Origin of the sequence: Halalkalibacter oceani, assembly GCF_023715605.1 — a bacterium.
Taxonomy (GTDB): Bacteria; Bacillota; Bacilli; order Bacillales; family Bacillaceae_D; genus Halalkalibacter; species Halalkalibacter oceani.
The window spans coordinates 79,833-105,037 of the sequence record NZ_JAMBOL010000014.1 but is presented as its reverse complement, the minus strand read 5'-3'; the positions used below and the strand labels follow the sequence as shown (position 1 = coordinate 105,037).

The 25,205-nt window shown below is 47.7% G+C and carries 24 protein-coding genes and 1 riboswitch; of the genes, 7 read left to right on the top strand and 17 right to left on the bottom strand.

Annotated features, from left to right (window positions below):
* Window position 1: 1 nt before the first annotated feature.
* Both M3202_RS15130 and M3202_RS15125 read right to left on the bottom strand, forming a co-directional pair.
* Window positions 2-349: a DMT family transporter gene (locus M3202_RS15130; RefSeq protein ID WP_285890522.1), complete on the bottom strand. Its 348-nt coding sequence runs from the start codon at window positions 347-349 to the stop codon at window positions 2-4.
* A 63-nt stretch (window positions 350-412) separates the two neighbouring features.
* Window positions 413-513: riboswitch (guanidine-I (ykkC/yxkD leader) on the bottom strand.
* A 145-nt stretch (window positions 514-658) separates the two neighbouring features.
* Window positions 659-1,858 (bottom strand): class I SAM-dependent rRNA methyltransferase, encoded by a 1,200-nt coding sequence (locus M3202_RS15125; RefSeq protein ID WP_251224155.1) that lies wholly within the window; start codon window positions 1,856-1,858, stop codon window positions 659-661.
* Between the two features lie 139 nt (window positions 1,859-1,997).
* On the opposite strand from M3202_RS15125, the gene M3202_RS15120 reads away from it, so the two are divergent.
* On the top strand, window positions 1,998-3,389 hold the full coding sequence (locus M3202_RS15120) for a tetratricopeptide repeat protein (protein WP_251224154.1): 1,392 nt from the start codon (window positions 1,998-2,000) through the stop codon (window positions 3,387-3,389).
* Between the two features lie 149 nt (window positions 3,390-3,538).
* Window positions 3,539-3,862, top strand: a complete 324-nt coding sequence (locus M3202_RS15115; protein ID WP_251224153.1) for a DUF3817 domain-containing protein — start codon at window positions 3,539-3,541, stop codon at window positions 3,860-3,862.
* A gap of 207 nt (window positions 3,863-4,069) precedes the next feature.
* Here M3202_RS15115 and M3202_RS15110 read toward each other — a convergent pair whose 3' ends face one another.
* The gene (locus M3202_RS15110) at window positions 4,070-5,026 is read right to left on the bottom strand and encodes a carbon-nitrogen hydrolase family protein (RefSeq protein WP_251224152.1); all 957 of its coding nucleotides are present in this window, start codon (window positions 5,024-5,026) and stop codon (window positions 4,070-4,072) included.
* 452 nt (window positions 5,027-5,478) lie between these two features.
* Window positions 5,479-6,066, bottom strand: coding sequence for a DNA-3-methyladenine glycosylase (locus tag M3202_RS15105; RefSeq protein WP_251224151.1), 588 nt, complete (start codon window positions 6,064-6,066; stop codon window positions 5,479-5,481).
* Between the two features lie 129 nt (window positions 6,067-6,195).
* Here M3202_RS15105 and M3202_RS15100 point away from each other — a divergent pair, with 129 nt between their 5' ends.
* Window positions 6,196-7,155: a D-2-hydroxyacid dehydrogenase gene (locus M3202_RS15100; protein ID WP_251224150.1), complete on the top strand. Its 960-nt coding sequence runs from the start codon at window positions 6,196-6,198 to the stop codon at window positions 7,153-7,155.
* Window positions 7,156-7,362: 207 nt separating this feature from the next.
* Here the strand turns inward: M3202_RS15100 and M3202_RS15095 are convergent, their stop codons facing one another.
* Both M3202_RS15095 and M3202_RS15090 read right to left on the bottom strand, forming a co-directional pair.
* Window positions 7,363-9,588, bottom strand: coding sequence for a HAMP domain-containing sensor histidine kinase (locus M3202_RS15095; protein WP_251224149.1), 2,226 nt, complete (start codon window positions 9,586-9,588; stop codon window positions 7,363-7,365).
* Window positions 9,566-10,258 (bottom strand): response regulator transcription factor, encoded by a 693-nt coding sequence (locus tag M3202_RS15090; protein WP_251224148.1) that lies wholly within the window; start codon window positions 10,256-10,258, stop codon window positions 9,566-9,568. Before M3202_RS15090 ends, M3202_RS15095 begins: the two co-directional genes overlap by 23 nt.
* A 488-nt stretch (window positions 10,259-10,746) precedes the next feature.
* Between M3202_RS15090 and M3202_RS15085 the strand changes: the two genes are divergently transcribed.
* The 3 genes from M3202_RS15085 to M3202_RS15075 all read left to right on the top strand — a co-directional run bounded on the left by M3202_RS15085 (window position 10,747) and on the right by M3202_RS15075 (window position 14,086).
* Complete coding sequence (locus M3202_RS15085; RefSeq protein ID WP_251224147.1) at window positions 10,747-11,796, top strand: tripartite tricarboxylate transporter substrate binding protein; 1,050 nt, start codon at window positions 10,747-10,749, stop codon at window positions 11,794-11,796.
* Window positions 11,797-11,909: 113 nt separating this feature from the next.
* Window positions 11,910-12,350 carry a tripartite tricarboxylate transporter TctB family protein gene (locus M3202_RS15080; protein WP_251224146.1) on the top strand — a complete coding sequence of 147 codons (441 nt, stop codon included), beginning with the start codon at window positions 11,910-11,912 and terminating at the stop codon, window positions 12,348-12,350.
* A 227-nt stretch (window positions 12,351-12,577) separates the two neighbouring features.
* A complete protein-coding gene (locus M3202_RS15075) occupies window positions 12,578-14,086 on the top strand; it encodes a tripartite tricarboxylate transporter permease (protein ID WP_251224145.1) in 1,509 nt (502 codons plus the stop codon).
* 112 nt (window positions 14,087-14,198) lie between these two features.
* Here M3202_RS15075 and M3202_RS15070 read toward each other — a convergent pair whose 3' ends face one another.
* The 9 genes from M3202_RS15070 to M3202_RS15030 all read right to left on the bottom strand — a co-directional run bounded on the left by M3202_RS15070 (window position 14,199) and on the right by M3202_RS15030 (window position 22,129).
* On the bottom strand, window positions 14,199-14,405 hold the full coding sequence (locus M3202_RS15070; protein ID WP_251224144.1) for a helix-turn-helix transcriptional regulator: 207 nt from the start codon (window positions 14,403-14,405) through the stop codon (window positions 14,199-14,201).
* Window positions 14,402-14,929, bottom strand: coding sequence for a DUF6773 family protein (locus M3202_RS15065; RefSeq protein ID WP_251224143.1), 528 nt, complete (start codon window positions 14,927-14,929; stop codon window positions 14,402-14,404). Before M3202_RS15065 ends, M3202_RS15070 begins: the two co-directional genes overlap by 4 nt.
* 140 nt (window positions 14,930-15,069) lie before the next feature.
* Entirely contained in the window at window positions 15,070-15,918 is an 849-nt protein-coding gene (locus M3202_RS15060; protein WP_251224142.1) for an SDR family oxidoreductase, read from the bottom strand.
* Window positions 15,909-16,988, bottom strand: coding sequence for a mannonate dehydratase (gene uxuA, locus M3202_RS15055; protein WP_251224141.1), 1,080 nt, complete (start codon window positions 16,986-16,988; stop codon window positions 15,909-15,911). Before uxuA ends, M3202_RS15060 begins: the two co-directional genes overlap by 10 nt.
* A gap of 18 nt (window positions 16,989-17,006) precedes the next feature.
* Window positions 17,007-18,410, bottom strand: a complete 1,404-nt coding sequence (gene uxaC, locus M3202_RS15050) for a glucuronate isomerase (protein ID WP_251224140.1) — start codon at window positions 18,408-18,410, stop codon at window positions 17,007-17,009.
* Between the two features lie 18 nt (window positions 18,411-18,428).
* Window positions 18,429-19,751: a TRAP transporter large permease gene (locus M3202_RS15045; protein WP_251224139.1), complete on the bottom strand. Its 1,323-nt coding sequence runs from the start codon at window positions 19,749-19,751 to the stop codon at window positions 18,429-18,431.
* A 3-nt stretch (window positions 19,752-19,754) separates the two neighbouring features.
* Window positions 19,755-20,246, bottom strand: coding sequence for a TRAP transporter small permease (locus tag M3202_RS15040; RefSeq protein WP_251224138.1), 492 nt, complete (start codon window positions 20,244-20,246; stop codon window positions 19,755-19,757).
* 56 nt (window positions 20,247-20,302) lie between these two features.
* On the bottom strand, window positions 20,303-21,340 hold the full coding sequence (locus tag M3202_RS15035; RefSeq protein ID WP_251224137.1) for a C4-dicarboxylate TRAP transporter substrate-binding protein: 1,038 nt from the start codon (window positions 21,338-21,340) through the stop codon (window positions 20,303-20,305).
* Window positions 21,341-21,427: 87 nt separating this feature from the next.
* Window positions 21,428-22,129: a GntR family transcriptional regulator gene (locus M3202_RS15030; RefSeq protein WP_251224136.1), complete on the bottom strand. Its 702-nt coding sequence runs from the start codon at window positions 22,127-22,129 to the stop codon at window positions 21,428-21,430.
* 166 nt (window positions 22,130-22,295) lie between these two features.
* Between M3202_RS15030 and M3202_RS15025 the strand changes: the two genes are divergently transcribed.
* Window positions 22,296-23,348, top strand: coding sequence for a helix-turn-helix domain-containing protein (locus tag M3202_RS15025; RefSeq protein ID WP_251224135.1), 1,053 nt, complete (start codon window positions 22,296-22,298; stop codon window positions 23,346-23,348).
* Here the strand turns inward: M3202_RS15025 and M3202_RS15020 are convergent.
* The gene (locus M3202_RS15020) at window positions 23,345-23,968 is read right to left on the bottom strand and encodes a hypothetical protein (RefSeq protein WP_251224134.1); all 624 of its coding nucleotides are present in this window, start codon (window positions 23,966-23,968) and stop codon (window positions 23,345-23,347) included. The two genes, M3202_RS15025 and M3202_RS15020, sit on opposite strands and share 4 nt — an antisense overlap.
* 99 nt (window positions 23,969-24,067) lie before the next feature.
* Complete coding sequence (locus M3202_RS15015; RefSeq protein ID WP_251224133.1) at window positions 24,068-25,198, bottom strand: hypothetical protein; 1,131 nt, start codon at window positions 25,196-25,198, stop codon at window positions 24,068-24,070.
* Between the last annotated feature and the right edge of the window lie 7 nt (window positions 25,199-25,205).

The following is a 25,205-nucleotide window of genomic DNA, read 5'->3' as shown; positions in this document are numbered from 1 at the left end:
CTTAGTTACCCTCCTTCTCGACTTCCTCCGTGCTTGTTGCCGCTTTTAACCCGAAAATGCCAGCAAGCAAAAGCGCCAGAAACAACAGCACGGATAAGCGTAACGGTTCACCGAATATCAGAATATCCATCGTCACCGTTCCCGCCGTGCCGAGGCCGACGAAAACCGCATATACCGTGCCAACAGGCAAACGCTGACCTGCCCGGATGAGCAGGCCGAAGCTGACGATGATCGCTACTGTGGTCAGCGCCCACTCTCCCGTCGTAGCGGCATATTTCAGGCCGATGACCCAGCCAACCTCAAAAACGGACGCCACCACGACCATCAGCCATTCCAAAGATCCTTTCATCATCATTCTCCCCTCTTACTTCTCCTCACAGAAAAAGCCCGGGAGCCTTCTGTCTTAACAGAATTCTCCCGGGCTTTTATCCCTCCGTGTCACAGACTGCCGAGCCTGTGCGTTTTCTCTCGGTCCAGACCGCCGGTTGACGCGGAACCCTAGAAAACCTTTTATCATATTGCCCTTATTATGAACAAAGCCTCAGATCAAGTCAACCTCTCCCGAAGCGGCTCGTCAGCTGAAGTTGCTGAAATAATACGATTTTCACTTTTTCAGCAGCTGCGAGTTACGAAAAAGGACGCTTTTCAGCGGCCTCCGTCAGCTGAGCCTTTTCAGAAAGACAACCTTTAAATAATCTCCCTCAGGGAAGGCCTTCGTCGTGCGGAAATCGTCAGGCAGACTGTATTGCTCCATCAGCTCATAGCTGACTCCTTCACGTGAAAAAGCTTCGCGAATAAAGGAGTGAAACTTTTTCATCGAAAAAAGGCTGCAATTGGTCGAGGCGACAATCAAACCATTTTTCCTCGTTAAGGCAATCGCTTCCTGCAGCAAACCGGTATAATCCTTCTGCGCGCTGAACGTTCTTTTTTTCGAGCGGGCAAAGCTTGGCGGGTCAAGAATAACCAAATCAAACGTCTTTCCTTTTTTGCGGGCGTAGGAGAAATACTGAAACACATCGATCACGACAATATCCTGTGCTTCATAATCAATTTGATTGACACTGAACTGTTCAATTGTTTTTGGTAAACTTCGTTTGGCGAGATCGACGCTTGTCGTTTTTCGCGCTCCTCCTAAAGCGGCCGCAACCGAAAACGCTCCCGTATAGGAAAATGTATTCAACACATCCTTGCCGTCGGCATAGTGATCGCGAATCCGTTTGCGAACATCACGCTGGTCAAGAAAAACCCCGGTCATCGGCCCATCATTCAAATACACAGCGAACGTCATGCCATTCTCCTTGACCAACAATGGAAATTCGCCTCGCTCGCCGCTGACGAAATCATCGTCTTCCACGTACTGCCCTTTCGCCGAGAAACGTTTTTTCTCATAAATCCCTTTGCACGTCACGATTGATTGCAGCGCCTCGTAAACTTCTTTGCGAAACGAATAGATCCCCTCGCTGTACCAGGTGCACAAATAAAACCGATCATAGTAATCGATCGTCAATCCGCCGATTCCGTCACCCTCGCCGTTAAATAGGCGAAAAACCGTCGTCTGATCATCAGCCTTCAGCGCGGCCCGCTTGTCAAAGGCCGCCTTGAGGCGGGATTGAAAGAAGGGACGATCAATCTCCTCGCCCTGCTTTCTTGTCAGCACCCAGCCTACTCCTTTATTTTGCCGGCCAAAATACCCTTTGCCGAGAAAAGCACCCTTTTCATCAAGCAGCCGCAGCAGCGTTCCTTCTTGAAGCGAATCGATAAACGGCTGGTCGAACGCTGATTTCTCAATGAGCGGATAGCCATTTTTCAATTTCGCCGCGTAACGCTGTTTGATCACTGCTGTTTGTTCTTTTGTCATTACGATCCAACCTTACTCTTCATTAGCTGTTTTCTGTTCTCATCTTACCATAAACAGCTTCCTTTCCCTAAGCAGGTCAAAAAGTCACTCAGGAAATCAGCCCTAGAGTATGGTACACTTAAAAAAAAGGAGGGATTGGGTGAATACTTCATATGTTTGGACCCTGATCATCAATAAGCAGAGTAAAAAGATTGAGCCTGATAAAATAACGGTTTTTCAGCAATGTACATTAGTGGAGTGCGTCGAAAAGACAAGTGCCGAACGCTATCTCCTCTATTTTTATCATAATCAATTCCTTACCGCTCTTCCACAGCCGACGGCGGAGCCGGGAACCTTTTTAGATTTGGCCGAAAGACGAGGCCTGCACGTTGAACAGGCAGCACCGTTTTTTTCCTTACTCGCTGACCCGTCTGAAACGCTGCACGCCGATGGCCTGCCACAGCTTTTGCCTCGTTTGAAACGGTCCTTGCCACCTGAGGAAACTGCGCTTATTTTCTCCTATTTCGATCACGCTTTGACCCCGAAGGAACTCGAAAACTCATTGAAAGATCTCTTTTTTTCTTACCGACGCAACGGTCAGCTGAACAACGCCTTTCGCCTTGCCACCCTTCTGCGCCTGCGTGGCTATAAGCAGGATTGGCTGCACGCGACGATCATCCATCCGGACTATACAAAAGCAGCCGAACTGTATCAGGCGCCTTTAACCTCGCTGCTGGACACCGATCCTTTGTACGTTGAACAGAAAGCCTTCATCCGTTACATCAAAAAGCAGGACGACAACCTGCTAACGGCTCTCTATAAAAAACAGAAAAACACGCTCAACCTTCTTGTCCTGCAAACCGACAGCTACAAACAAAACCCGTCCGAAGCATCCCTTGCGACCCTGATCACCGCTTATCAATCTTCTTTTAACGCGCAGGATTGCCTGCATTGCCTCCTCGCCTTGACAGAAAGCGTCCCTGCTGAAAGCGGACTTCATGCTCACGTCTTCCACTTCCTGACCGAGCAAAACGAATATGACAAAGCGATCGAGCTACTGTTAACACATTCTTTCCTTCTTTCCAAGCAAGAGCTCATGCAACTGCCTGACATGTGGTGCCAGCTTACGGCAGTTCCGGACAATCTACTGTCCAAAAAGGTCTCAAAGCGATTATTCAAGCTGCTTCGCGGCCATCCTGCTGTGCTTGAGCGGATCATCCAGCTCTCGCTTCCGGTCCTGCTGCAGCGCTACCAACTAAAAGAACTGCACGACTGGCTCAAAAATGCCAAACACGCCACATTGCAACCGTTGGAGCAACGGCTCGCTCAAGTGCTGAGGCTCGAAGAAGAAGCTGACAACCAGCTGGAACTGGGGCGGTTCTATTTCGAATTTGAACAGTATGAAAAGGCGATCGACTGCTTCAGCTGGGACATGGAGCTGCGCCCAGACGAATCAGCTCCGCTTGAATGGCTTGTGAAAACCTATCAAAAGCTCGGTAAACATGAAGAGGCGGCCGCTTACCAACAGCTGCTCGGTCAGTTAAAAGCATGATCAGCTGGCTGCTGTCACGTTTTCACAAAAAATCCACCGGATTGCCGCATTCACGGCTCTCTCCACTAAGAAAAAGCTGTTATACTTGGTATGGATGCTATGCAACACAACCACCATCTACTTTTTCTTATTATAAAAGGAGTTGATTATTGGTGAGTGCCTCATTAAAAGGTTTTAGAATCATCAGCTATTTGGAAGGCATCTCCTTCTTACTGTTGCTTGGAATTGCCATGCCGTTAAAATATTGGTTTGATATGCCGCTCGCTGTCACCGTAACAGGAATGGCGCATGGTATTCTATTCGTAATTTACTTGCTTGCTGTCGCCTATCTGATGATCGCCTTCCGTTGGTCGTTCATGAAAGGACTGCTCGCAGTCGTCGCCTCTGTCGTGCCGTTTGGCCCGTTTATTTTCGACGCTAAAATGATCAAGGCCGAAACTGCGGCTTCTGACAAAGCAGCAAGTGAAGCGTAATCGGCCTGTGAAGTGAGCAGGAACGAACAGAAATAAGACAAGCAATTGGAAAACGTCACAGACGGATTTTCCCTGCCTCTCAAAAGAAAGCTGTCTCAGAAAGGTTGAAAGATGACCTTTCCGGGACAGCTTTTTTCGGTTGATTTTTCCGTTTGCAGCCAGGGCGAAAGCGAGGCGGATTTTCCCTGTTTGCACATGGGGCATCCTTCAATCGGAATGTTTCTTCCTGACAATCGCCTGCTTTTGATCATTGACGATAAGCTGGAAAACATCCGGACGGCTGTAATGACCGACCACATCAAAATCAAACCGGCTTTGCGTCACTTTATCCAGCTCAAGCGTCGCAAACAATATCCCTTCTTCATGATAGAGCGGTTCGACGACGTACTCACCAAGCGGATCGACAATGGCGCTGCCACCCCGGCTGAGTACATCATCGTCTTCATGAATGTCGTCGTAGTACGCCAGGTCGGCAGGGTACGTCGACTTCGTCGCAAATTGATTGCTGGAAAGCACGTAGCAGCGCCCTTCGCAGGCAATATGACGAATCGTCGACTGCCACGAGTCGCGGGCATCGGCCGTCGGCGTAATATAAATATCAACCCCCTGTGCGTACATCGCTGTTCTGGCAAGCGGCATATAGTTTTCCCAGCAGATCAACCCTCCTATTCTGCCAAACGGGGTATCAATAACGGTCAATGTGCTGCCGTCCCCCTGTCCCCACAGCAAGCGCTCCGAGCCGGTCGGAACGAGCTTGCGATGCTTGCCCAGCAACGTCCCTTCAGGCCCGAAATAGATGATGGAATTATACAATGTCCCCGTGCTGAACTCCTGATCCTGCTCGACTACGCCAATCACTACATAAACTTCCAGCTCCTTTGCCAGCTCAGCCAGTACCTCCGTTTCCGGTCCTGGAACCTGAATCGCGCTGTCCCAATAACGCTGCCAGTCCTTGCGTCCCCCGGCAGTCCGGCTGCCGACCCGCGCGCCGAAGCTAAGGCCGCGCGGATAACCCGGAAGGAAAACCTCGGGAAAGACAATTAGCTCCGCCCCCTGGCCGGCCGCCTCTCTCGTTCTTTTTCCGATTAGCTCCAAGGCGACCTGCTTATCAAATAAGGTAGGCGCCGCCTGGACTACAGCAACGTGAACTTGACGTTTTTTCATTTTACCATCCCTCTCTAAACGTTCTCCCCACTTCTTCTCCTGCCACTGAAACTGCTTTCTCTCCACGGATGCGCAATCAGCCGTCGTAACTCCATCCGGCGACCGCAATTTCTCTCTACCTGTTAACAGAGATGGATACCAGCTCCGGCCCGCCGCCAATAGGAACCGAAATCCTCGCCGGCACGCCTCTGCTGGACAAAAGCCGCCAACACCGGGCGAATGGTTGCCATACCTGACTCACTCCTCACTAATTCCGACTTAACCACTATTATAATAAGTGATTGAGCGATAATAACCATCCAATACCAGATCATTTCCCCCATCCATTTGCGCGGTCATCCAGCAGCTTTGCCGATTTCCACTTAACGAGAATTGCAACGTTTTTTCAAAGCAGCCACCGGCTTTGCTTACAAAGAAAAATGAGCAGGAAAGAAACGCTCTCCTGCTCATCTTTATCGTGAAACAAACCGGTTCCCTTTCACCCAAAACCGCCACGGATATTCCCTTGCTTCACCGCTATTATCAATCCCGATCCGCGGACCGCTCATAATGATTCCAGGCTGTCGGCCTTTGGCAATATACAAAGGAGGCTCAACAAACCGCCTCCCATAATCGTTGCGGTCGATGCCGAGCGCCTTCGTCAGCTTACCTGGTCCGTTCGTCAACTCCTGTTCTTTTTTCTTCTCTCCGCGTCTCTCATACATTAGCTCCAGTCCCTGATACGGCTCAACCGCGCGAATCAGCACCGCCTCCGGTTGATCAACTTTGCCGGAAACGACATTGACGAGACAATGGGTGTGCATCACATATGTATACACATAACCCGGGGCGGCAAACATGATTTCCGTTCGCGGCGTGCGCCGGTTGCCAAAGCTGTGCGCCGCGCGATCACCCGGTCCTATATACGCTTCCGTTTCCACAATCCAGCCGGAGGCCGTACCTGAAGCGCTCTCTTTCACGAGCAGTTTCCCAAGCAGCCCTTTCGCCAGCTCAAGAGTAGGCTGCTCAAAAAACGATTGCGGTAATGGCTGAACCTTCATCGTTCTCTCTCCTTCCTTCCAGCTGAGCGCCGGTTCCACGATTTGTCTTTCTTTCAAAAGAAAGCGATAAAACGGTATAATAAATTATAGCAAATATGTCCCAGTATCAATAACGAAAGGAGATTCCCAATGACCCGAACACTTATTATTACCCAGGACATCGAGAAAGGATTGCTGAACAAAGTCAAAGACGCTCTCCCGGATTGGAATATAATCAGTGGAAGAAACAAGGAAGTTTGGCATGACAAATTGAACCAGGCCGAAATTATTGTCGGCTGGAAGAAAGAAATGGCCTCGGCCTGTCTGGAGCAGCCGGCAGCGCTTCGCTGGCTCCAATCATGGACGGCTGGCGTCAATAACCTGCCATTATCCAAGCTCAAAGAGCGCGATATCCTCGTCACCGGCGGGAATGGTGTTCACGCCTATCCTATTTCTGAAACAGTATTTGCCCTCATGCTTGCTCTTACCCGCAACATCCATACGTATGTCAGAAACCAGCAAAAGAAAGTGTGGCACGACGGCTCCATCCGTCTTGAGCTTCATCAAAAAACCATCGGCATTATCGGCGTAGGGGCGATTGGAAAAGAAACAGCGAAAATCGCCAAAGCATTCGGAATGACCGTGCTTGGTGTCAGACGGTCGGCGAAGCCAACGGATTATGTTGATGAGATGTATCCGATTGATGAATTAAACTCGATCCTGCCAAAATGTGATTATGTTGTTGTTACCCTCCCGCTCACAAAAGAAACGCATCACCTCTTTGGTGAAGAACAGTTTGCCAAGATGAAGCGCTCGGCGTTTTTCATCAATATTGGCCGCGGGGATATTGTCGACGAAGAAAGCCTGATTACAGCCTTGCAGCAGGAGCAGCTTGCCGGCGCCGGACTCGATGTTGTCTCAACCGAGCCGCTTCCGGCGGACAGTCCTCTCTGGGAAATGGAACAGGTAATCATTACGCCGCACACAGCCGGAGCCACCGAACATTATGCCCGGCGGTTAATCGAGGACATCTTACTGCCAAACCTCAAAAGCTATTTAGCCGGCAACCAGCCCTCTCTAAATGTCATAGACTACGAGGCGGGATATTAAAGGGACTGGACCAAAAGGTTGATTGGTCCAGCCCCAAAGCAATGAGCGTAACCGCCACGTTCTTTGAACGCGTGTTGTGAGCGGGTTTCTCACAACACGCTTGTGGCGAGTGAAGCCATTGCTGCTCTATGCTAACTGGTTTTGTCCCAAGCTCTTCCCCGGGGCGGTTGTATGTGCGCAGAACGGAGCCACTGCCTTTGCCAATTTCTACCTGTCCAGCGCGTCCAGAACAACAATTACCTTGAATAAGTCACCGTCAACCTCAATGGTCAGGCTGCCGCCGTGGAGGTCGATAATCGACTTGGCGATCGCCAGACCGAGACCGGAGCCTTCAGTATGACGGGAAGCATCACCGCGCTTGAACCGTTCGAATAACTCTTCACTATTGTCGCCAAGCTCGTATTTCGTTACATTTTTGAAGGTGATGATAACCTGGCCGTTCTCACGCTTGCTTGAAATATAGACCCTCGTATGCTCAAGCGAATAGTGTAAAATGTTGGCGATTACGTTATCGAATACCCGCCAAAGCTTTTGCCCGTCAACGAATGCAAAGACATGCGTCTGTTCATGGGTGACGCGGAACTGTAATGTTGAAGCCTGAATCGTTTCATTATGCTCAGCGAGCGTCTGCTGCAGCAGCTGGACGATATCAGCCCGCTCTCTAACCAATTCAATGTTTCCACTGGCCATTTTCGAGGCTTCGAATAAATCATCAATTAACACTTTCAGCCGCTTTGACTTCCGATCGATGATTTCAATATACGCCTGCCGATCCTCGCTTGTCGTATCCGGCGCCTTGAGCAATTCGGTATAGGTAATAATCGATGTGAGCGGCGTCCGTAAATCGTGACTGACATTGGTGATCAATTCTGATTTTAACCGTTCACTTTTCGCCTGCTCCAGCTGTGATGCCTGCACGCCATCCTTCATTTTATTCATCGCATCAGCCAGCTCGCTTAGCGCCGACTTTCCTTTCACCGGCAAGTCAGCCGTCACCGCTCCTGTCGCCACAGTCGCCGCATGGCTGACAATTTTGTTGAAATACCCGACTTGCTTCAACAGCCAGAGCATAAGCGGTCCTCCAACAAGGAACAAGACTATGGCATATGGAATAACGAGAGTTGGCTCAACACCGATAAAAATCGCGCCGAAGCCCATCAAGTAAATCATTCCGAGAAGAAAGCTCATTTGCGTACCGACCTTCCGATTCGAAAATGTTTCCGTAATTGCCCGAATGATCCTGCAGAGCAGGGTTCTCTCCCAATAAAGTCCCCACTCATCTTTTTCTTTGGCAACGGTCAGTAAGTAGCTGCCTTGAACTAGACAGAGACCGATCAGAACTGCCGCGAGCAGCCAGTTGATGATAAAGCCCTCCAGCATATAATAAAGATTGTAAGACAGACTGTAGCCGAGCGGCTTTCTTGCCAATGAATCAACGAAATCCAGGGCGAGAAAGACTAGAATGATAAACAGGATCACCCCGGCGTCCTGCGGCATCCGCTTATAAAGCTCCAACCCTTTTTGATAAGGAAGAACCTCTTTAAAAGGAATTCTTTTTCTTCTAAAGATCATCGCGCAGGTTAAAAGAAGCCCCAATGAAAAATATCCTGCTAATAGCCACTGCGTCTGTTGATAATGATCGTACGATTCCATAATGAAATTATTTGTCCGATCCTTTGGAATGCCAATAACGCCTTCGATATTGCCCATATCCGCATAGGAGAAAAGCGGAAAGCCATCGTCCGCGTGTACCAACTGGCCATCCATCGGCAAATACTCACCGTTTTCACCTGAATAGCGCTTCATAAATATCATCTTATCCGTGGAAAATACTTGGTCGAAATCGGCAATATTCAAGGTCGTATTCGTATAAATATTACCCGTACCCGTATCTTCTAAATAATACGTAAAAATGCTTTTATACGTTAAAAAAGCCGCACGTTCTCTCTCCAGCTCCTGATAGTATTGATCGACCTGCCTTGCTTTCATATTGCGAATCTTCGCTTCAATATGCTCATCGCTATTAAAATTAAGCGTAATATCCTCTATCTTCGCATCGCGTTCCTCCCGGTAGGCTGAGGCGAGTTCTTCATTCCCTTCACTTTGCGCGAATTGAATATCAGCTTCATACTGCGCGTTAATCGATGATATCTGTTCTGTTAAATCCCCATAGCGATAGCGATGCTCTTCAATTTCTTCCTGCGAGACAGTGATCCGTTCCTTCGCTTCTTCCCTGGATAGGTCGTTCAGCTCAAATAAATGCAAATAGCTGATAAATTGCGCAAGCTCATAGTCAAACTCGTCTGTTTCAAAATAACTTTTTTTCGTATATTCACTGCTGAAAACAAGACCGGCCATCATTCCACTGACCCCAAAGGCAATCAGCAAAAGCCAAATTCCCACTCTCACTCTATTTTTCCATTTTATATCCAACTCCCCATACCACCTTTACATATCTTGGATTCTTCGGATCAATCTCAATCTTTTCCCGTATTTTACGGATATGAACGGCAACCGTATTTTCCGCATTGTAGCAAGGCTCGTTCCAAACCCGCTCATAAATTTCCTGAATCGAAAAGACCCTGCCGGCATTTCTCATTAAGAGCTCGACAATTTTATATTCAATCGGTGTCAATTTGACCGCCTCTCCATGAACGGCAACCTCCTTCGCCGCCGGATCAAGCGTCAGCCCGTGCAAATCAATAACTCTCGCTCCACCTTCATACGTGCCAAGCGTGACGTAGCGTCTAAGCTGCGACTTCACCCGGGCAATCAGCTCCAGCGGATTAAACGGCTTTGTCACATAGTCATCGGCGCCGACCTGCAGTCCGAGAATTTTATCAATGTCCTCACTTTTCGCACTAAGAATAATAATTGGGATGTTTTGCTTTTCACGAATCTTAAACGTTGTCGCTATCCCATCGAGCCGGGGCATCATCATATCAAGAATGATCAAATGCACGGTCTGCTCATTCAGAACATCAATCGCTTCAATCCCGTCCTTCGCCTGAATGACTCTCATTCCCTCGTTGCGCAAATAGATCTCGATGGCATCGCGAATCTCTGTTTCATCATCAACGACTAATACCGTGTACGGCTCCATTTCCGTTCTCCCCTTTCCTGTCTAACGTAGTATAGCATGTCTCTCTTTTCCCGCTCACTCAGTATAAACAGGAAATCTTAACATCTCCTTACTGAATTTCTTAAGAATTTCTTAACATTACAAGCTGGAAGAAAGAAGCGGCGTACGTAACCGTTACAACTTTTCAAAGGTGGCTAAAAACGAGATTCTTTTAGACATCCGCGAAACGCCATTCCTTGAATTACCCCCAAATTTTTATTCTTCTTATCTAATAGAGGGGCGTGTGACAGGCGACAAAATGTTTTACAGTTATTGGTTTTACTAAAAAATTTTTCATCATTAAATAAATTTATAAAATTAAAAATATTGACTTTTATTTAATTAAATAATAAACTCAGTTTTGTAAACGCTTTCTTTATACTCCTTTTTTTAACTCAATTTCCGTAATTGATCTTAAATGTAAGCGAGTTTTTAGAAAGCGTTTTCTATTTTGATAAAGGGGGACTACTATGAAAAAATTTGTTGCTAGTTTATTCTTTGTATGCTTCATTCTGCTGTTAGCTGCCTGTGGGGGTACAGAATCAACTTCCGATGACGGAGCCGGAGAGCCGGCTGACACGGAAGAACCAGCTGAAAATGGAGAAGACACAACAACGGAAAGCGAATCGGAGACATCATTCCCTGAACAAAACATTACATTAATTGTTCCTTTTGATGCCGGAGGAGGAACCGATGCGACGGCAAGAGCCCTCGCCTCTGCCGCCGAAAAGCATCTTGGCGTCTCGGTCGGCGTTGTCAACCGCACCGGCGGTGGCGGAGCGGTCGGTATGTCTGAAGGAGCCAATGCTGCTCCTGACGGTTACACGGTGACGATGGTCACGGTTGAGTTAGCGACCCTGCCTCACTTAGGTCTTGCTCCGATCACATATGAAAATTTCGCAGGAATTGGCCAAATGAACTTTGACCCGGCGGCGGTCACTGTTCCGGCTGATGCCCCTTACGATACATTGGAAGAATTTATTGAATATGCAAAAGAGAATCCCGGCCTGCAAATGGGGAACTCCGGTACCGGTTCAATCTGGCATCTTGCCGGCGCTTCGATCGAACAAGCGACAGGTACTGAATTCAACCACGTTCCGTATGATGGAGCGGCGCCTGCTGTAACGGCATTGCTTGGCGGACATATTGACGTCGTCCCGGTCAGCCCGGCGGAAGTATTGACTCATGTCGAGGCTGGCACATTGAAGACGCTTGCCGTCATGTCGAATGAGCGCTCACCTGCCATGCCTGATGTTCCTACGTTTGCCGAACTAGGCATTGATGCTGTCGCTGTGGGACCTTGGCGGGGACTAACTGTGCCAAAGGATACACCGCCAGAAGTAATTGAAGTGTTAACAGAGGCGTTCAGTAAAGGAGCACAGGAAGAAGAATTTATCGAGTTTATGGATAACAACGGCTTAGGAATCGTGATCCTTGATGGACCGGAATTTGAGGCGATGATGCAGGAATCGCATGATTTCTACGGAGAACTAATTCCGGAGCTTGGCCTTAACGAATAAGCTCCTTAGTAGCAGCTCACAATCGCATGACATTCCACTGATTACAGGCGGCTCCAGGCATGTGTCCATCCTGCCGGGCCGCCAGCTATTTCTTTTTGATATGAGGTGATCATATGACAAAAGCCAATCATGATGTGATAATCAGCATTTGTGTAATGGGGTTCGCAGTCTTCTTTTTTTCTCTTACTTTTCAATTTCCGACCGGCAATCCACAGGATATGGGGCCTGCCTTCATGCCGAGAGCCTATGCCATTATGATTATGATTCTTGGTCTATTGCTGTTCTTTAAAGGATTAAAAAGCGGACCGCAAGCCGGGAAGAAAGGTACGAAGCTCATCTTACTGACAATTGGTTGGCTTTTTATTTATATTTTCTTCGTGCCGATTATTGGTTTCTATATCATGACACCACTCTTTCTGTTTGTATTCCTGTGGATCGTCCGTGAGCGCCGCCTCATCCCGCTGCTCGCTATTCCACTTTTCACAACTGTCCTTATCTTTTTCTTTTTCAAGCAGCTTCTCAATGTTCCGATTCCGGCAGGGACGTTATTTTAAGCAGTGAGAGAAGGCAAGTTCTCGTCCGAACTTTGCATGGAATGATTCTCCACCTTAATTCCGGCTCCCGCTCTCTCGCCCGTCACGGACTTGTGGCAACTGTCGCCATTTGCCAATAGGTCAAAGCTAGTTTTTGTCTCAAGCTCACTTGCAGAACGGGCTCACTGCTTCATTTTCGGCTTGGAACAGGCTGCTGAGACAGCCCCATTATGTTAAGGAGGGATCACATGGACTTATTTATTCAAGGCTTGAGCAACATTTTTACGATTCAGGTACTCGCTATCCTCCTGCTTGGATCGGCTGTTGGAATTTCAATCGGTTCACTGCCGGGGCTGACAGCGACAATGGGGGTTGCCTTGATTTTACCGATTACATTTGGAATGGAGGCCGTCACCGGTATTCTATTACTGGTCGGCGTTTATTTTGGCGCGATTTACGGCGGCTCGATCACAGCAATCCTTTTGCGAACGCCGGGTACCCCTGCCTCTGCGGCAACGGCAATTGAAGGCTATGCGCTTTCCCAAAAAGGCTATGCCCAAAAAGCGCTGACGGTTGCGACTTTATCTTCTGTGACAGGCGGCATCCTCAGCGTTCTTGTGCTAATCTTAATTGCGCCGAAGCTAGCCAGTTTTGCTTTGCAATTCAGCGCGCCGGAATCTTTCGCGCTGGCCTTCTTCGGCTTATCGATTATTTCAAGCATCTCCGGAAACTCCCTTGTGAAAGGATTAATTGCCGGCTTTGTCGGCTTACTCATTGCCACGATCGGCCTTGACCCGATGGGAGGCTTTCCGCGCTTTACGTTTGACAGTCTTAATTTAATGAACGGGGTAAACTTCATTCCTGTAATGATTGGCCTGTTCGCCGCGGCGACCGCCCTGGAATCGCTGGAAGATCTCTTTTCCGCTTCAACGAAGAAAGTGAGCGATACGCTGAAAAAAGCCAAATTAAAATGGGTGGAGTTCCGCTCTCTCACGGTTACGATTTTGCGATCCTCAGCGATCGGTACCGGCATCGGGATGATCCCGGGAGCCGGCGGCGATATCGCTGCCTTTGTTGCTTATAATGAAGCAAAACGGTTCGCGAAAAAAACCGACCAATTCGGGGAAGGTGAAATCAAAGGAATTGCCGCACCTGAAGCGGCCAATAATGGCTCGACGGGAGGAGCGATGATTCCGTTATTAACATTAGGAATCCCCGGCGACGCTGTCACCGCCGTTATGCTCGGCGCCTTAATGGTACAAGGCTTACAGCCGGGACCATTGCTGTTTGATACGAATGCCGAGCTCGTCTATACCCTCTTTGTCGGGATGCTTGCAGCCAATTTAATTATTTTGTTGTACGGAATGCTCGGTATTCGCTTATTTACAAAGGTGCTGCTCGTTCCAAAAACATTTCTCGCGCCGATTATTCTCGTGCTATGCGTCATCGGCTCTTATTCTTTAAACAACAGCTACTTTGACGTCTGGGTGATGCTTGTATCAGGAGTAATCGGCTATATTATGCTGCGCTATGGCTTCCCTGCTTCTCCGGTGATTCTCGCTTTGATCCTCGGACCGATGATGGAAGCGAACTTCCGGAGAGCGCTCGTCATGTCCGAAGGAAGCTACAGCGTCTTTTTCACCCGGCCGATTTCAGCCACACTAATCATACTTGGGCTGTTTACGTTGCTAACACCATTGATTAAAAGCTGGTATCAAAACAGACGGCTTGACAATAAGCAGTCACTCGATCTCTAACAAAAAAGGATGCTGACCATCCCTCTCGCAATGAGCGATTGAGATAGCTTACAAGACAGAATCCGTTACTCGTGAGCAGGAGGACAAACTAGACCTCCTGCTCACTTTGCTTTCATGCCCCTTCGTCATCCTCCCAAAACAGTTCATCCAATGTGCGGGAAAGCGCTTTGCAAATAGCAAGACAAAGGCTGAGGCTCGGATTATACTTCCCGAGTTCAATCAGCCCGATCGTTTGTCGTGAAACGCCAACGATTTTGGCAAGCTGCTCCTGTGATAAATCCTTTTCGACGCGCGCCATTTTCAATTTGATATTCTTCACGGTTGATCACTCTCTTCATCTTCCTCAAGCTCCCGCTCAATCGCCCGCTCGCTTCTTTTTAACGCAGCCTGATGGGAGATAACTAAAATGAGAACAAGCACTGGAACATACATAATCAAGGACGCTAAAAAGACGATTCCAAAATAAGAGAGGCTTTGAGCCGCTCCTTCTCCATAAACAATCGCGCTGCGAATGCCAAAAAACAGCGCGATCGCCACGCCAACCGCTAACCCTATGATGACATTCTTTTTATTCATCGACAGCCTGCTTTCCCGGTCATGAAGCTCTACTTCAGCAGAAAAGACACCAAGATTAGCCGACCTCACGACATAATAAACGCCCTGACTAACTAAGATAACAAGCTCCGCCACAACCTCCCCTGGCTGAAATCCATAAATAATCGTTTTTACGACGATGGAGCCGATACAAATAAGCAAGACTAGCATGTAAATCTCACGGTAAATTTTATTTTGTAAATGAACGATCCTTTCATCGACGCTGGCGCTTCCTTTAAACAGGTTCATTACGCTCACACTCATTTCCTTTAAGATACTCATATTATATAATATATTCATCTTTTTGCAATATATATATGTCATTTTGTATTATAAAATAGTCATCAGCCGATTTATCATAATCGACTGATGACTTTGTACGTTCTTATTTAAACACCGGAATAGGCGAGAAATCCGCCGTCAACCGGGACTGTAATCCCTGTAACAAACCCGGACATATGCTCGTCGACCAACCAGAGCAATGTACCGAGCAAATCCTCGGGCTTGCCGAAACGTTTCATCGGAGTGTGAGTAATAATTTTCTCCGAGCGCTCTGTTAATGAACCATCCTCATTCGTTAACAGCCGGCGGTTTTGCTCGGTGAGGAAGAAGCCAGGCGCGATCGCATTGACACGCACGCCAGCCGGTGCAAGATGAACGGCGAGCCATTTCGTGTAATTTTCCACCGCCGCCTTCGCGGCGCTGTAAGCCGGGACCTTCGTCATCGGGGAAGGTGCGCTCATCGATGAAATGTTGATCATTACCGCGCCCGGACGGTTGATCATCCGTTTGCCGAACACCTGGCTCGGGATAACCGTGCCGATAATGTTTACGTTAAAGACGAACTCAAATCCATCTCCCGTTAAATCAAAAAAGCTCGTTACATCCTCATTCCCGATATCCTCAGGCTGCAATGTTTCCTTCGTCGTCGTCCCCTGCGGATGATTGCCACCTGCTCCGTTGATTAAAATATCACACGGTCCGAATGCTTCATAGACAGCAGCCTCAGCGGCCTGAACGCTTTTGACATCCGTCACATCACAAGAAACGGCCAGCGCCGTCCCCCCTGCCGCCACAATATCATCGACAACGAGCTTTCCTTTTTCTGCACTGCGATTTAAAACCGCGACCTTAACTCCCTGACGGCCGAGCTCTCTTGCCATCGCTCCACAAAGCACCCCGCTGCCCCCTGTAATCACTGCCACTTTTCCAGCTAAATTTTCATTTTTCATTCGCATGACTGCTCCCCCTTAAGCTGACTCAGCGTATCCCAGATTCCCCATACATACATAATCCCTAGCGCCCGGTCATAAAGGCCGTAGCCCGGGCGGCACTGCTCATCCCAAATATGACGGCCGTGGTCGGGGCGCGCGTAGCCTTTGAAATTCATGTCATGATACGCTTTAACGATACTCGTAATATCAACGGTGCCATCCTTTGTCCGGTGAGACGTTTCAATAAAGTCCCCATTTTCAAACAGTTTCACATTGCGAATATGGGCGAAAGCAATTCGGTCACCAAACTCCTTAATCATCTTTACCAGATCATTCTCGCCGTTCGCGCCGAGCGAGCCGCTGCATAAGGTGACCCCATTGGCCGGGCTATCGACCAGCTGCAATATTTTGCGGATATTTTTCTGATTGGTGACGATCCGCGGCAGGCCGAATACAGACCATGGCGGGTCATCAGGATGAATTGCCATCGTTATACCATATTTCGCCGCGACGGGAACGACTTCCTCTAAGAAGTAACGCAGATTTTCCCATAAATCCGCCTCGGTAACCCCCTGATAACGCGCAAACAGCTCCGTCAAATATTTCAACCGTTCAGGCTCCCAGCCGGGCATCGTAAAATCTTCATGCTTCGTTATTTGCTTTACCAACTCCAATGGGTCCATATCGTCCAGCTTCGCCCTTTCATAAAAAAGGCCGGTCGACCCATCCGGATGCGGTTCAAAAAGGTTCGTGCGCACCCAATCAAACACTGGCATAAAATTATAGCAAATCACCTTAACTCCGACTTGAGCGAGACGTTCAATCGTGATCTTATAATTTTCGATATACGTATCCCGTGTCGCTGCCCCCAGCTTAATATCCTCATGAATATTCACGCTCTCAACGACGTCAATATGTAAGTTGTACTTTTCAGCCTCCTGCTTGATCTTCAGCATCCGTTCAAGCGGCCACGCTTCTCCGGCCGGGATATCATGAAGAGCCCAAGCGACTCCTTCCACCCCTGGAATTTGCCTTATATGGTTCAGCGGAACCGTATCGTTTCCCTCACCAAACCAGCGGAATACCATTTTCATCTGATGTGAACCTCCGTTCTAGTGAGCTTCCAGTAAATAGGAATGAATATTGTGAAAGCAAATATTTTCAACAAGCTCTCCTAAAAAAGCGTAATCATCAGGGTATTCTCCATTTTCGACCCAATGACCAATCAGGTTGCAGAGAATCCGTCTGAAATATTCATGCCTTGTGTAAGACAGGAAGCTCCTGGAATCCGTCAGCATACCAACAAAGCTGGAGAAGACGCCGACATTAGCGAGAATTTTCATTTGCTCTTCCATTCCGTCCCGCTGGTCGTTAAACCACCAGGCCGTGCCAAATTGAATCTTCCCCGGCCTGCCTCCTTGAAAATTGCCGGCCATTGACGCGACCATATAATGATCACGCGGGTTCAGGTTATAGAGAATCGTTTTCGGAAGCTCATCCGTCTGATCAAGTGTATCAAGCAGCCGGGCGAGGTCTTCAGCATACGTAAAATCGGCAATTGAATCAAACCCGGCATGCGCCCCTACCATCCGCTGCATTTTCGTATTCGTTCTCCGCAAAGCGCCAATATGAAACTGCATCGCCCATCCTTTTTCCGCATACATTTTTCCGAGCGCCAAAAGAGTCGCTGTACGCAGCTTCAATGCTTCTTCGGCAGTCAGCTGCCGGCTCACAATCCGCTTTTGAAACAGCTGCTCGATTTCCTGCTCCGTTGCTTGCTGATAGAAAGGCTGATCAAGGCCGTGATCTGACAAGCGGCAGCCTGCATCATGAAAATAGGCGACCCGCAGCTCCAAGGCAGCAATAAAATCGCGGTACGTTGTAATCTGCATGTCAGTGACCGCTTCAAGCTTGTGCAGCCAGTCGTCAAAGCCGGCCAATTCAATTTGCAGCGCCTCATCCGGCCTGAAAGTAGGTAATACACTGACCTCAAAGGATTGATCCTCTTTCAACTGCTTATGATATTCCAGCGAATCAACCGGATTATCCGTCGTGCATAATGCTTTGACGTTGAATTTTTGAATCAATTCCCGCGCGGAAAAGGATGGCTTCTGCAAAAGCTCGTTGCATGTCTGCCAAATCAATTCCGCATTGGCGGGGGTTAAAATCTCCTCAATACCAAAACAGCGCCGCAGCTCTAAATGAGTCCAGTGATAAAGCGGGTTCCCTATTAAATGGGGGACGGTTTCAGCCCATTTCTGAAACTTTTCCCTTTCATCCTTCTCTCCGGTAATATACGCTTCTTCAATACCACGGGCGCGCATCGCCCGCCATTTATAATGGTCATCACTTAGCCACGCTTCCGTTATCGTTTGGAACTGTTTGTTTTCCGCAATGTCTTGTGCCGATAAATGACAGTGATAATCAAAGATCGGCATCTCCTTCGCAACATCATGATAGAGCCGTTTCGCGGTCTCCGTTTCTAACAGGAATTCCTCGTCCATAAAGGTTTTCATTTGCTCACCCCACTTCATTTATCTCATTAACAATTCCGGCAAAAACATGACAATCTGCGGGAAAATCGTCATTAACGCAATCAGCACAATCACCGCCAGTAAAAAAGGAGTAGCCGATTTTATATAATCCGCAACTGAAACCCCGGTTAACGAACATACCGTATACATCGTCACCCCTACCGGCGGAGTCATCCCTCCCATCGTGACAATCGTCATCATGATGACGCCGAAATGAACCGGGTCGACGCCGATACTAGTCACGACCGGCAGCAGAATCGGAGTCAGAAGAATCGTATTCACCGTGCTTTCCATCACCATGCCGGCAAGCAATAAAAACAGCAGAACAATCAACATGATGATCACCGGATTTTCCGTAATGCCTAAAAGGGTATTGACCGTCGTCTGCGGAATTCTGGCAAACGTAATCGCATAGCCTAAAATCGAAGCCGCAGCAATTATCAGCATGATGACCCCGTTATCTTCGACCGTATCCTTCAGCACCGTGCGCATGCTTTTCTGATCAAGCTCGCGATAGACGAACTTCCCGATAATGAAAGCATAGACGACAGCAAAGGCGCCCGCTTCAGAAGGAGTAAACACGCCAAAACGGATTCCGACAATTAAAATAACCGGAAAGAGCAAGCCCCAAAAGCTTTCTTTAAAGGCGACCGCGACTTCCTTAAATGTCGCCCGCCGCGGCCGATCAAGGTCGTAATCATTTTTCTTGGCGATCACGAAGGCGGCGATCATTAAGAGCAATGTCATCAAAATCCCCGGAACGATCCCGGCAATAAACAGCTGTCCAATCGAAACCTGACCGACAAACCCATAGAGAATAAGCCCAATGCTCGGTGGAATCGTCGCCGTAATTAAAGCACTGACGGCAATGACAGCAACCGAGTAACCACCGGAGTAGCCTTTTTGCATCATTTGCGGCGCCAAAATTCGACTTTGCATCGCCGCATCGGCATTGGCCGAACCGGAAATCCCGCCCATTAGCGCACTAAGAACGATTGAGACGTGTGCCAGGCCGCCAACCAAATGGCCGGTGAGCGCGTTGGCAAACCGGATCAGACGCTTCGTAATCCCGGTCGCATTAAGCAAATTCCCTGCGAGAACAAAGAATGGAACGGCCAGAAGCGGGAAGGACTGTGTTCCCGACACAAAGCGCTGTATTGCTAGGTTAATAGGCAAATTTGGTTCAAGAATAAAAAAGAGCAAACCGGAAATCCCAATCGTAAAAGCGATCGGCATATTCAGTAACAATAAAACCACAAAGACTATCACGACGATCAGCATCCCGGCACCTCCCTGCAGCAAGCCTCTGCATTCAAATGACATCTCTTATTCATCATCTCTACCTACTTTACGATTCCGCTGCGCAGACAGCGCCCGGCTCCATTTAAAAATAAGTGTCAGCAGCATCAAAGAACAGCCAACCGGAATCGCCGTTGTAATATAGGAATAGCTCAACGGCAAGTTTTGAATCGATCGCAATGAGTGATGCAGACTATGCTGAAAGCCATAATAAATCATGAAAATCAGAAACGCTCCCACGAGGAGATCCATCAGAACCGCTACGGCGATTCTCACCTTCTCCGGCAGTTTTTCCGTCAGAATATTAACGCCAATATGCCGGTTGTTCCGCAATGCCTGATTTGCCCCGAGAAAAATAATCCAAATAAAGAGAAGCTGGGCCATTTCGACTGACCAGGCAACAGGAAAGCCCCCCCATCTAAATACAGCTGCAAAAAATACTAATCCGACAACGGCGATTAATAAAAGCTTCGTCAGCTTTTCTTCTATTAAAATGATATATTTTTGCACTTTTAACATGAAGGTCACCTTCCCATTTCTCATCCTTACTCGTTTTCGCCCGGCCTTCTGCCGTTTTAATGCCCTAACAGCTCATTGATTTGCTCGCGCAGCTCGGCATAGCCTTCGAACTGCTCATACACTGTATCTGTCGCTTCTCTGAAAGGAGCGGTATCTACTTCGATAATTTCCATTCCTGCCTCAGCCATCATTGCTTCATACTCATCGAGTTGATCCATCACACGCTGCGAGGCAAACTCCCCGCCGGCCACAGCTTCCTCCAGCACAATCGTTTGATATTCCTCTGGTAAACTGTTAAACCATGTATCGCCAATCACGAGCCCTGTTACCAACTGAAAATGAGCGGTTTTCGATAAGTAATCAGCCACTTCATACAAACTTGCTCCGTGAGTGGCAGGATGCTGCGCCTCGGCGCCATCAATAACGCCCTGCTGAATTCCTGAATAAACCTCAGCCCAGGCCAGTCCGGTTGGGTTGGCTCCCATCGCCTCAATTGATTTTAGAAAGACGTCGGCGCCAATCGTCCGAATGCTTAATCCATTCAAATCGGCAGGCTCATGGATCGGCTTATTCGTCACCATATGACGGGCACCCTGGTACCAGTTCATCGACAAAATTTTCAAATTGTGTTCAGCCGCCAAATCATCCGCCCAGCCCTGAAACAAGTCGGATGTGGTCACCGTCTTGATTTCCTCGTAATCTTCCAGCAAATAAGGCCCTTGCAAAATTCCCATCTCATGATTAAAATCGGCCATGATGCCGGCATCGGCCACCGTTCCGACGTTTGCACCGGCCATCGCCTGCTCTTGAATTTCCGCCGTATCACCTAATTGCGAGTTTGGATAAATCTCGACCGTTAAGTCTCCGTTTGTACGCGCTTCCACATTGTTTTTAAATTCAACCAGCCCTTCATAGATTGGATCATTTTCTGTCACAACAATACCAATGTTTAATGCATAGCTTCCCTCTTCGGAGCCTTCAGATCCTCCTGAATCCCCTGTCGCATCCCCTCCTGAGCTTTCTTGATTGCCGCCGCAGGCAGCCAAAAGAAGTAAAAGAATCAAGCTTCCTAGAAAAAACGCTTTCTTCATCATCCTATTTCCCCCTTATGCTTGGTTTTGTCTATGACAAAGGAAATTCCATCCATGTCACCGCTTTCATATAATCGCATTCAAGCTTGTCTACCATAAAACACTTTTCTCGGCCGTAGCCTTGTAAAAATATTGCGGGTACTCCTGCATGAACTTGGCAAAATCAATTGATTGAAGCCCCATATGATCCGTCATAACTTGACGCGCTTGATCACGTTTATTCTTTCTCATGCTGTCGATAATTTGCTCATGCTGTAATAAAAGTGTTTCCCAATGATAGTTCGAAGCAAGGCTAAGCATCCGGATACGATTCAGGTTGAACATCATTCCCTGCATATAATCCCAGACACGCAGCTTGTTACATGCTTCAAAAATCGTTTTATGAAAATCCTGATCGTACTCGAAGAAATCCTCATACCGCTTTTCGGCGATGCTGTTCTTTTGCATTTGCAGATTCTCCTCAAGCTTGACCAGCATCTCTTCGGAAACATGGTCAAATGCCAATTCAACAGTGGCAATCTCTAATGTTGCCCGCATGTACCTCGCCTCTTCCACATGCTCTGGATCAATCAACGAAATAAACGAGCCGCGCTGCGGATAGACTACGATCAGCCCTTCCTGCTTAAGCCGCAAAAACGCTTCCCTGACCGGAGTCCGACTGACATTAAGCTTTTCTGCAATTTTGTTCTCTGTAATTTTTTGTCCTGGAACTAAATTGAACTTCACAATCTCGTTTTTGATAATGTTGTACACGTTTGTTTGCACGGTATTCGTATTCTCGTTATGAATCATGACAACTCCACCTTTTTTAGTTCCAAAATAACAGATGATTAGCAATTAATCTATTTGCATACTTGTATACTACAATACATGTATTCCAGATGTCAAAACATTTTCGCAATTTCGATCAAGTTTACTTGCGTGCATTTTGGTATTCTACAAATGAAGGAGGGTGGATATGAAACATGACAGTACGGTGAATAAAGCGATTTACTACATTGAAACCAACCTTGATTGGCCATTGACATTAAACGTGGTCGCCACTCATGGAGGCCAATGCAAAACTTCCTTTTTTGTATCTCGAAGAAGAGTAATGGCTCCGCGCGTTGCGCGCCTTGCTTCGAGAAACCCACTCATAGCAAGACTTTCAAACCCAGGCAACGGCTACGCCCATTACGAAAAAGCTGCTGAAAAGGTAAAAATCGTACTTTTTCAGCAGCTTTCTCATTTTCACCGGATTTTTCAGCAGGCACTCGGCTACACAATCAGCGACTATATTCGCTTCAGGAGACTCGCCCAGGCCGCTAGTCTGCTGATTCAGAGCGACAGGAAAATTCTTGAGCTCGCCTTTGATTTTCAGTTTGAATCACAGGAAGCTTTTACGCGAGCCTTCAAAAAAGTGTACCGGCTTCCACCTGGAAAATATCGAAAACTCATGACCCCGCTTTTGCGGCAAAAGGAGGAAACAACGATGACTCAGGCTAAACAAGAACCGATAAAGGGCTGGTTCCTTAGCGGCAGCACACCGTACAGCTATGAAATGGGGATCGATCACAAAGTCTACCATCATGGGCGCTCGGCGGGTTACTTGAAGTCCTTGGCTAGGCAAGAGGTTAGCGGTTTCGCTACGATGATGCAGGAGTTCAGAGCAGATGCTTATCGGGGTAAACGCCTCAAGCTGTCAGGATTTTTGAAAACAGAAAATGTTGAACGGTTTTCCGGACTGTGGATGAGAGTCGATGATGCCTCTTCAGACATCCTCCAATTTGATAATATGAGCAACCGTCCGCTGAAAGACAGTCAGAACTGGAACCATTATGCGATTGTACTTGATATTCCCGACACAAGCGCCGTCATTTCATTCGGTGTCCTCTTAGAAGGAAAAGGCTGCATTTGGGTAGACAGCCTGAAGTTTGACGTGGTGTCCAGCCAGGTTCCGACGACGAATCTTGATTTTGCGGAATCCTTACCCGATCAGCCGGTCAATCTGTCATTTGAGGAAAGTGACTAAGCAAAAAAAGTCCGTACCGGGATTTCCTCGGTACGGACTTGGCGCAGGGCGGAACCACTGCCGGCGTTTATTTCGCTTACTTTCTCCCACATGCTTCGGTAAGCTTCGTAAAATTTATGTAATGGTTCATCTTGATAGCGGCTAGTTGCAAGAGTATCCTCCAAAACGCGACGGAGGTACTGGACATCACTTTCAATGTTAGCAGCGATTTGACTAAGCTGAGCTTTATGTTGTCTCTCTGCCACCTTCTTTAATTCTGTCTGAAAGCTCGTCAAATAACTTTCAAAGTCATAAACGAGATTTGAATGATCATTAAGAAGGAACAAAGCGTCCAAAAGATTCGATCTGTGCAACGTCATACTATCAACGAGTTGATGGATAGAATGTAGATGAAGATGTTCCTCCTCGGCATTGGCCGCATTCTCAAGCTCGCCAATTTCATCAACAATTCTATCTAAATAGTCAACTTGATGATAGAGCGTATAGGAATACATCTGACTCACTCTTTCTTTATAAAGAAGCAGTTCCTGTTCTGCTGGCTTTTTTTCATTGTAGAAATAGAGTGTGCTGATCATGAACAGCAAGAGTATGACAGACAAAACGAAAAGCGTTTTCTTCATTCCATTGTCCTCCAAAAAACGGTATTTCTACTAGTATATCAAAAAAATCGCAGCCAGGACCTTGATCAGCGTCCGGGCTGCTACTAGCTTTTCCGTTTGTTAGTAAAGCACATCAGCCTGTCTTTCCCGCCGCCATCTCACGACGATCAGGATTATGGCGCCGGTAATCAGGCAGCCATATAAGAGCGGCTGCATGTAGACCGGCAGCCAGAAAGTGGTCAAGTGCTCAAGCAAGTAGTCAAGCCCAATCGAAAAGCTGACAAAAGCAAGCGGCACCTGTACGCCGACCGCGCTAATATAATTTGGGACGACACTTGAAATAAAGAAGATAAGCAGCGTGAAAAGAAAGCCGAGTAAATAAACAGCGCCGATCGTCAGCGCGATATAATCACTGAACGTCAGATCAAACCAGGAAATCATCTCATAATTAAAGAATGAATTGATCGGCGCATCTAAAAACATGGCGGTGTTATTCCCGCGATAAAGCAGGAAGAGCGCCGCCAAATAAACTGTAATTAGCAAAAAGCTGGCGGTCAGAGAGGCAAAAAGCTTTGTAATCAGCAGCGGCCGCCCTTTCTTGAATGTATATTGCAGCTCGACGAGACGAGTGCGGCGATCCCGCAAATAGACCGGCGTCAGCAACACCATTAAACTAAGCAGGATCAACACCGTCGTATAAGTGATCAAAGAATTGTAATTAGAAAAAATTTCACCCGAGAAAATCGCCGTTATCTGCCCGCTGTCAATTAATTGCTGCTCCCGCGACTGCTGGGCTTCATTGTAATCATTTGACAGCGTACCAATCCTGCTATAGCGCTCGATCATATATTCACGTGCCTGCAGCTCCCAGAAAAGATCCACTCCCTCGTCAAACAGGAGCCGGCTGCTAAGCTCATACTCTCCCTCAACGGAACGGTTTCTAAAATCGGCATAGGTGCCCATTCCGGCTTCAACGTATTCGGGGCGCGCCTGCAAAAATTGATCGGCCTCAGTGACCCGTTCTTCATATTTTTCCTGGAAATGAACGAACTCCTCCTCATCGAAAAACCGGCCATAATCCTCCCTCATCTCGATTAAAACAAGATGACTGTCGCCGTTCGGTCGGCCATTTGGAAAGTGGTCGAAATAAAAGCTGATAAACAGCTGATAAAATAAGGAGGCGACAATGAAAAGGAGCAGCATGATTTTCCAGGTAAACAACTTCTTAAGTTCATATAAAAAAATCCTCATCAGTTTC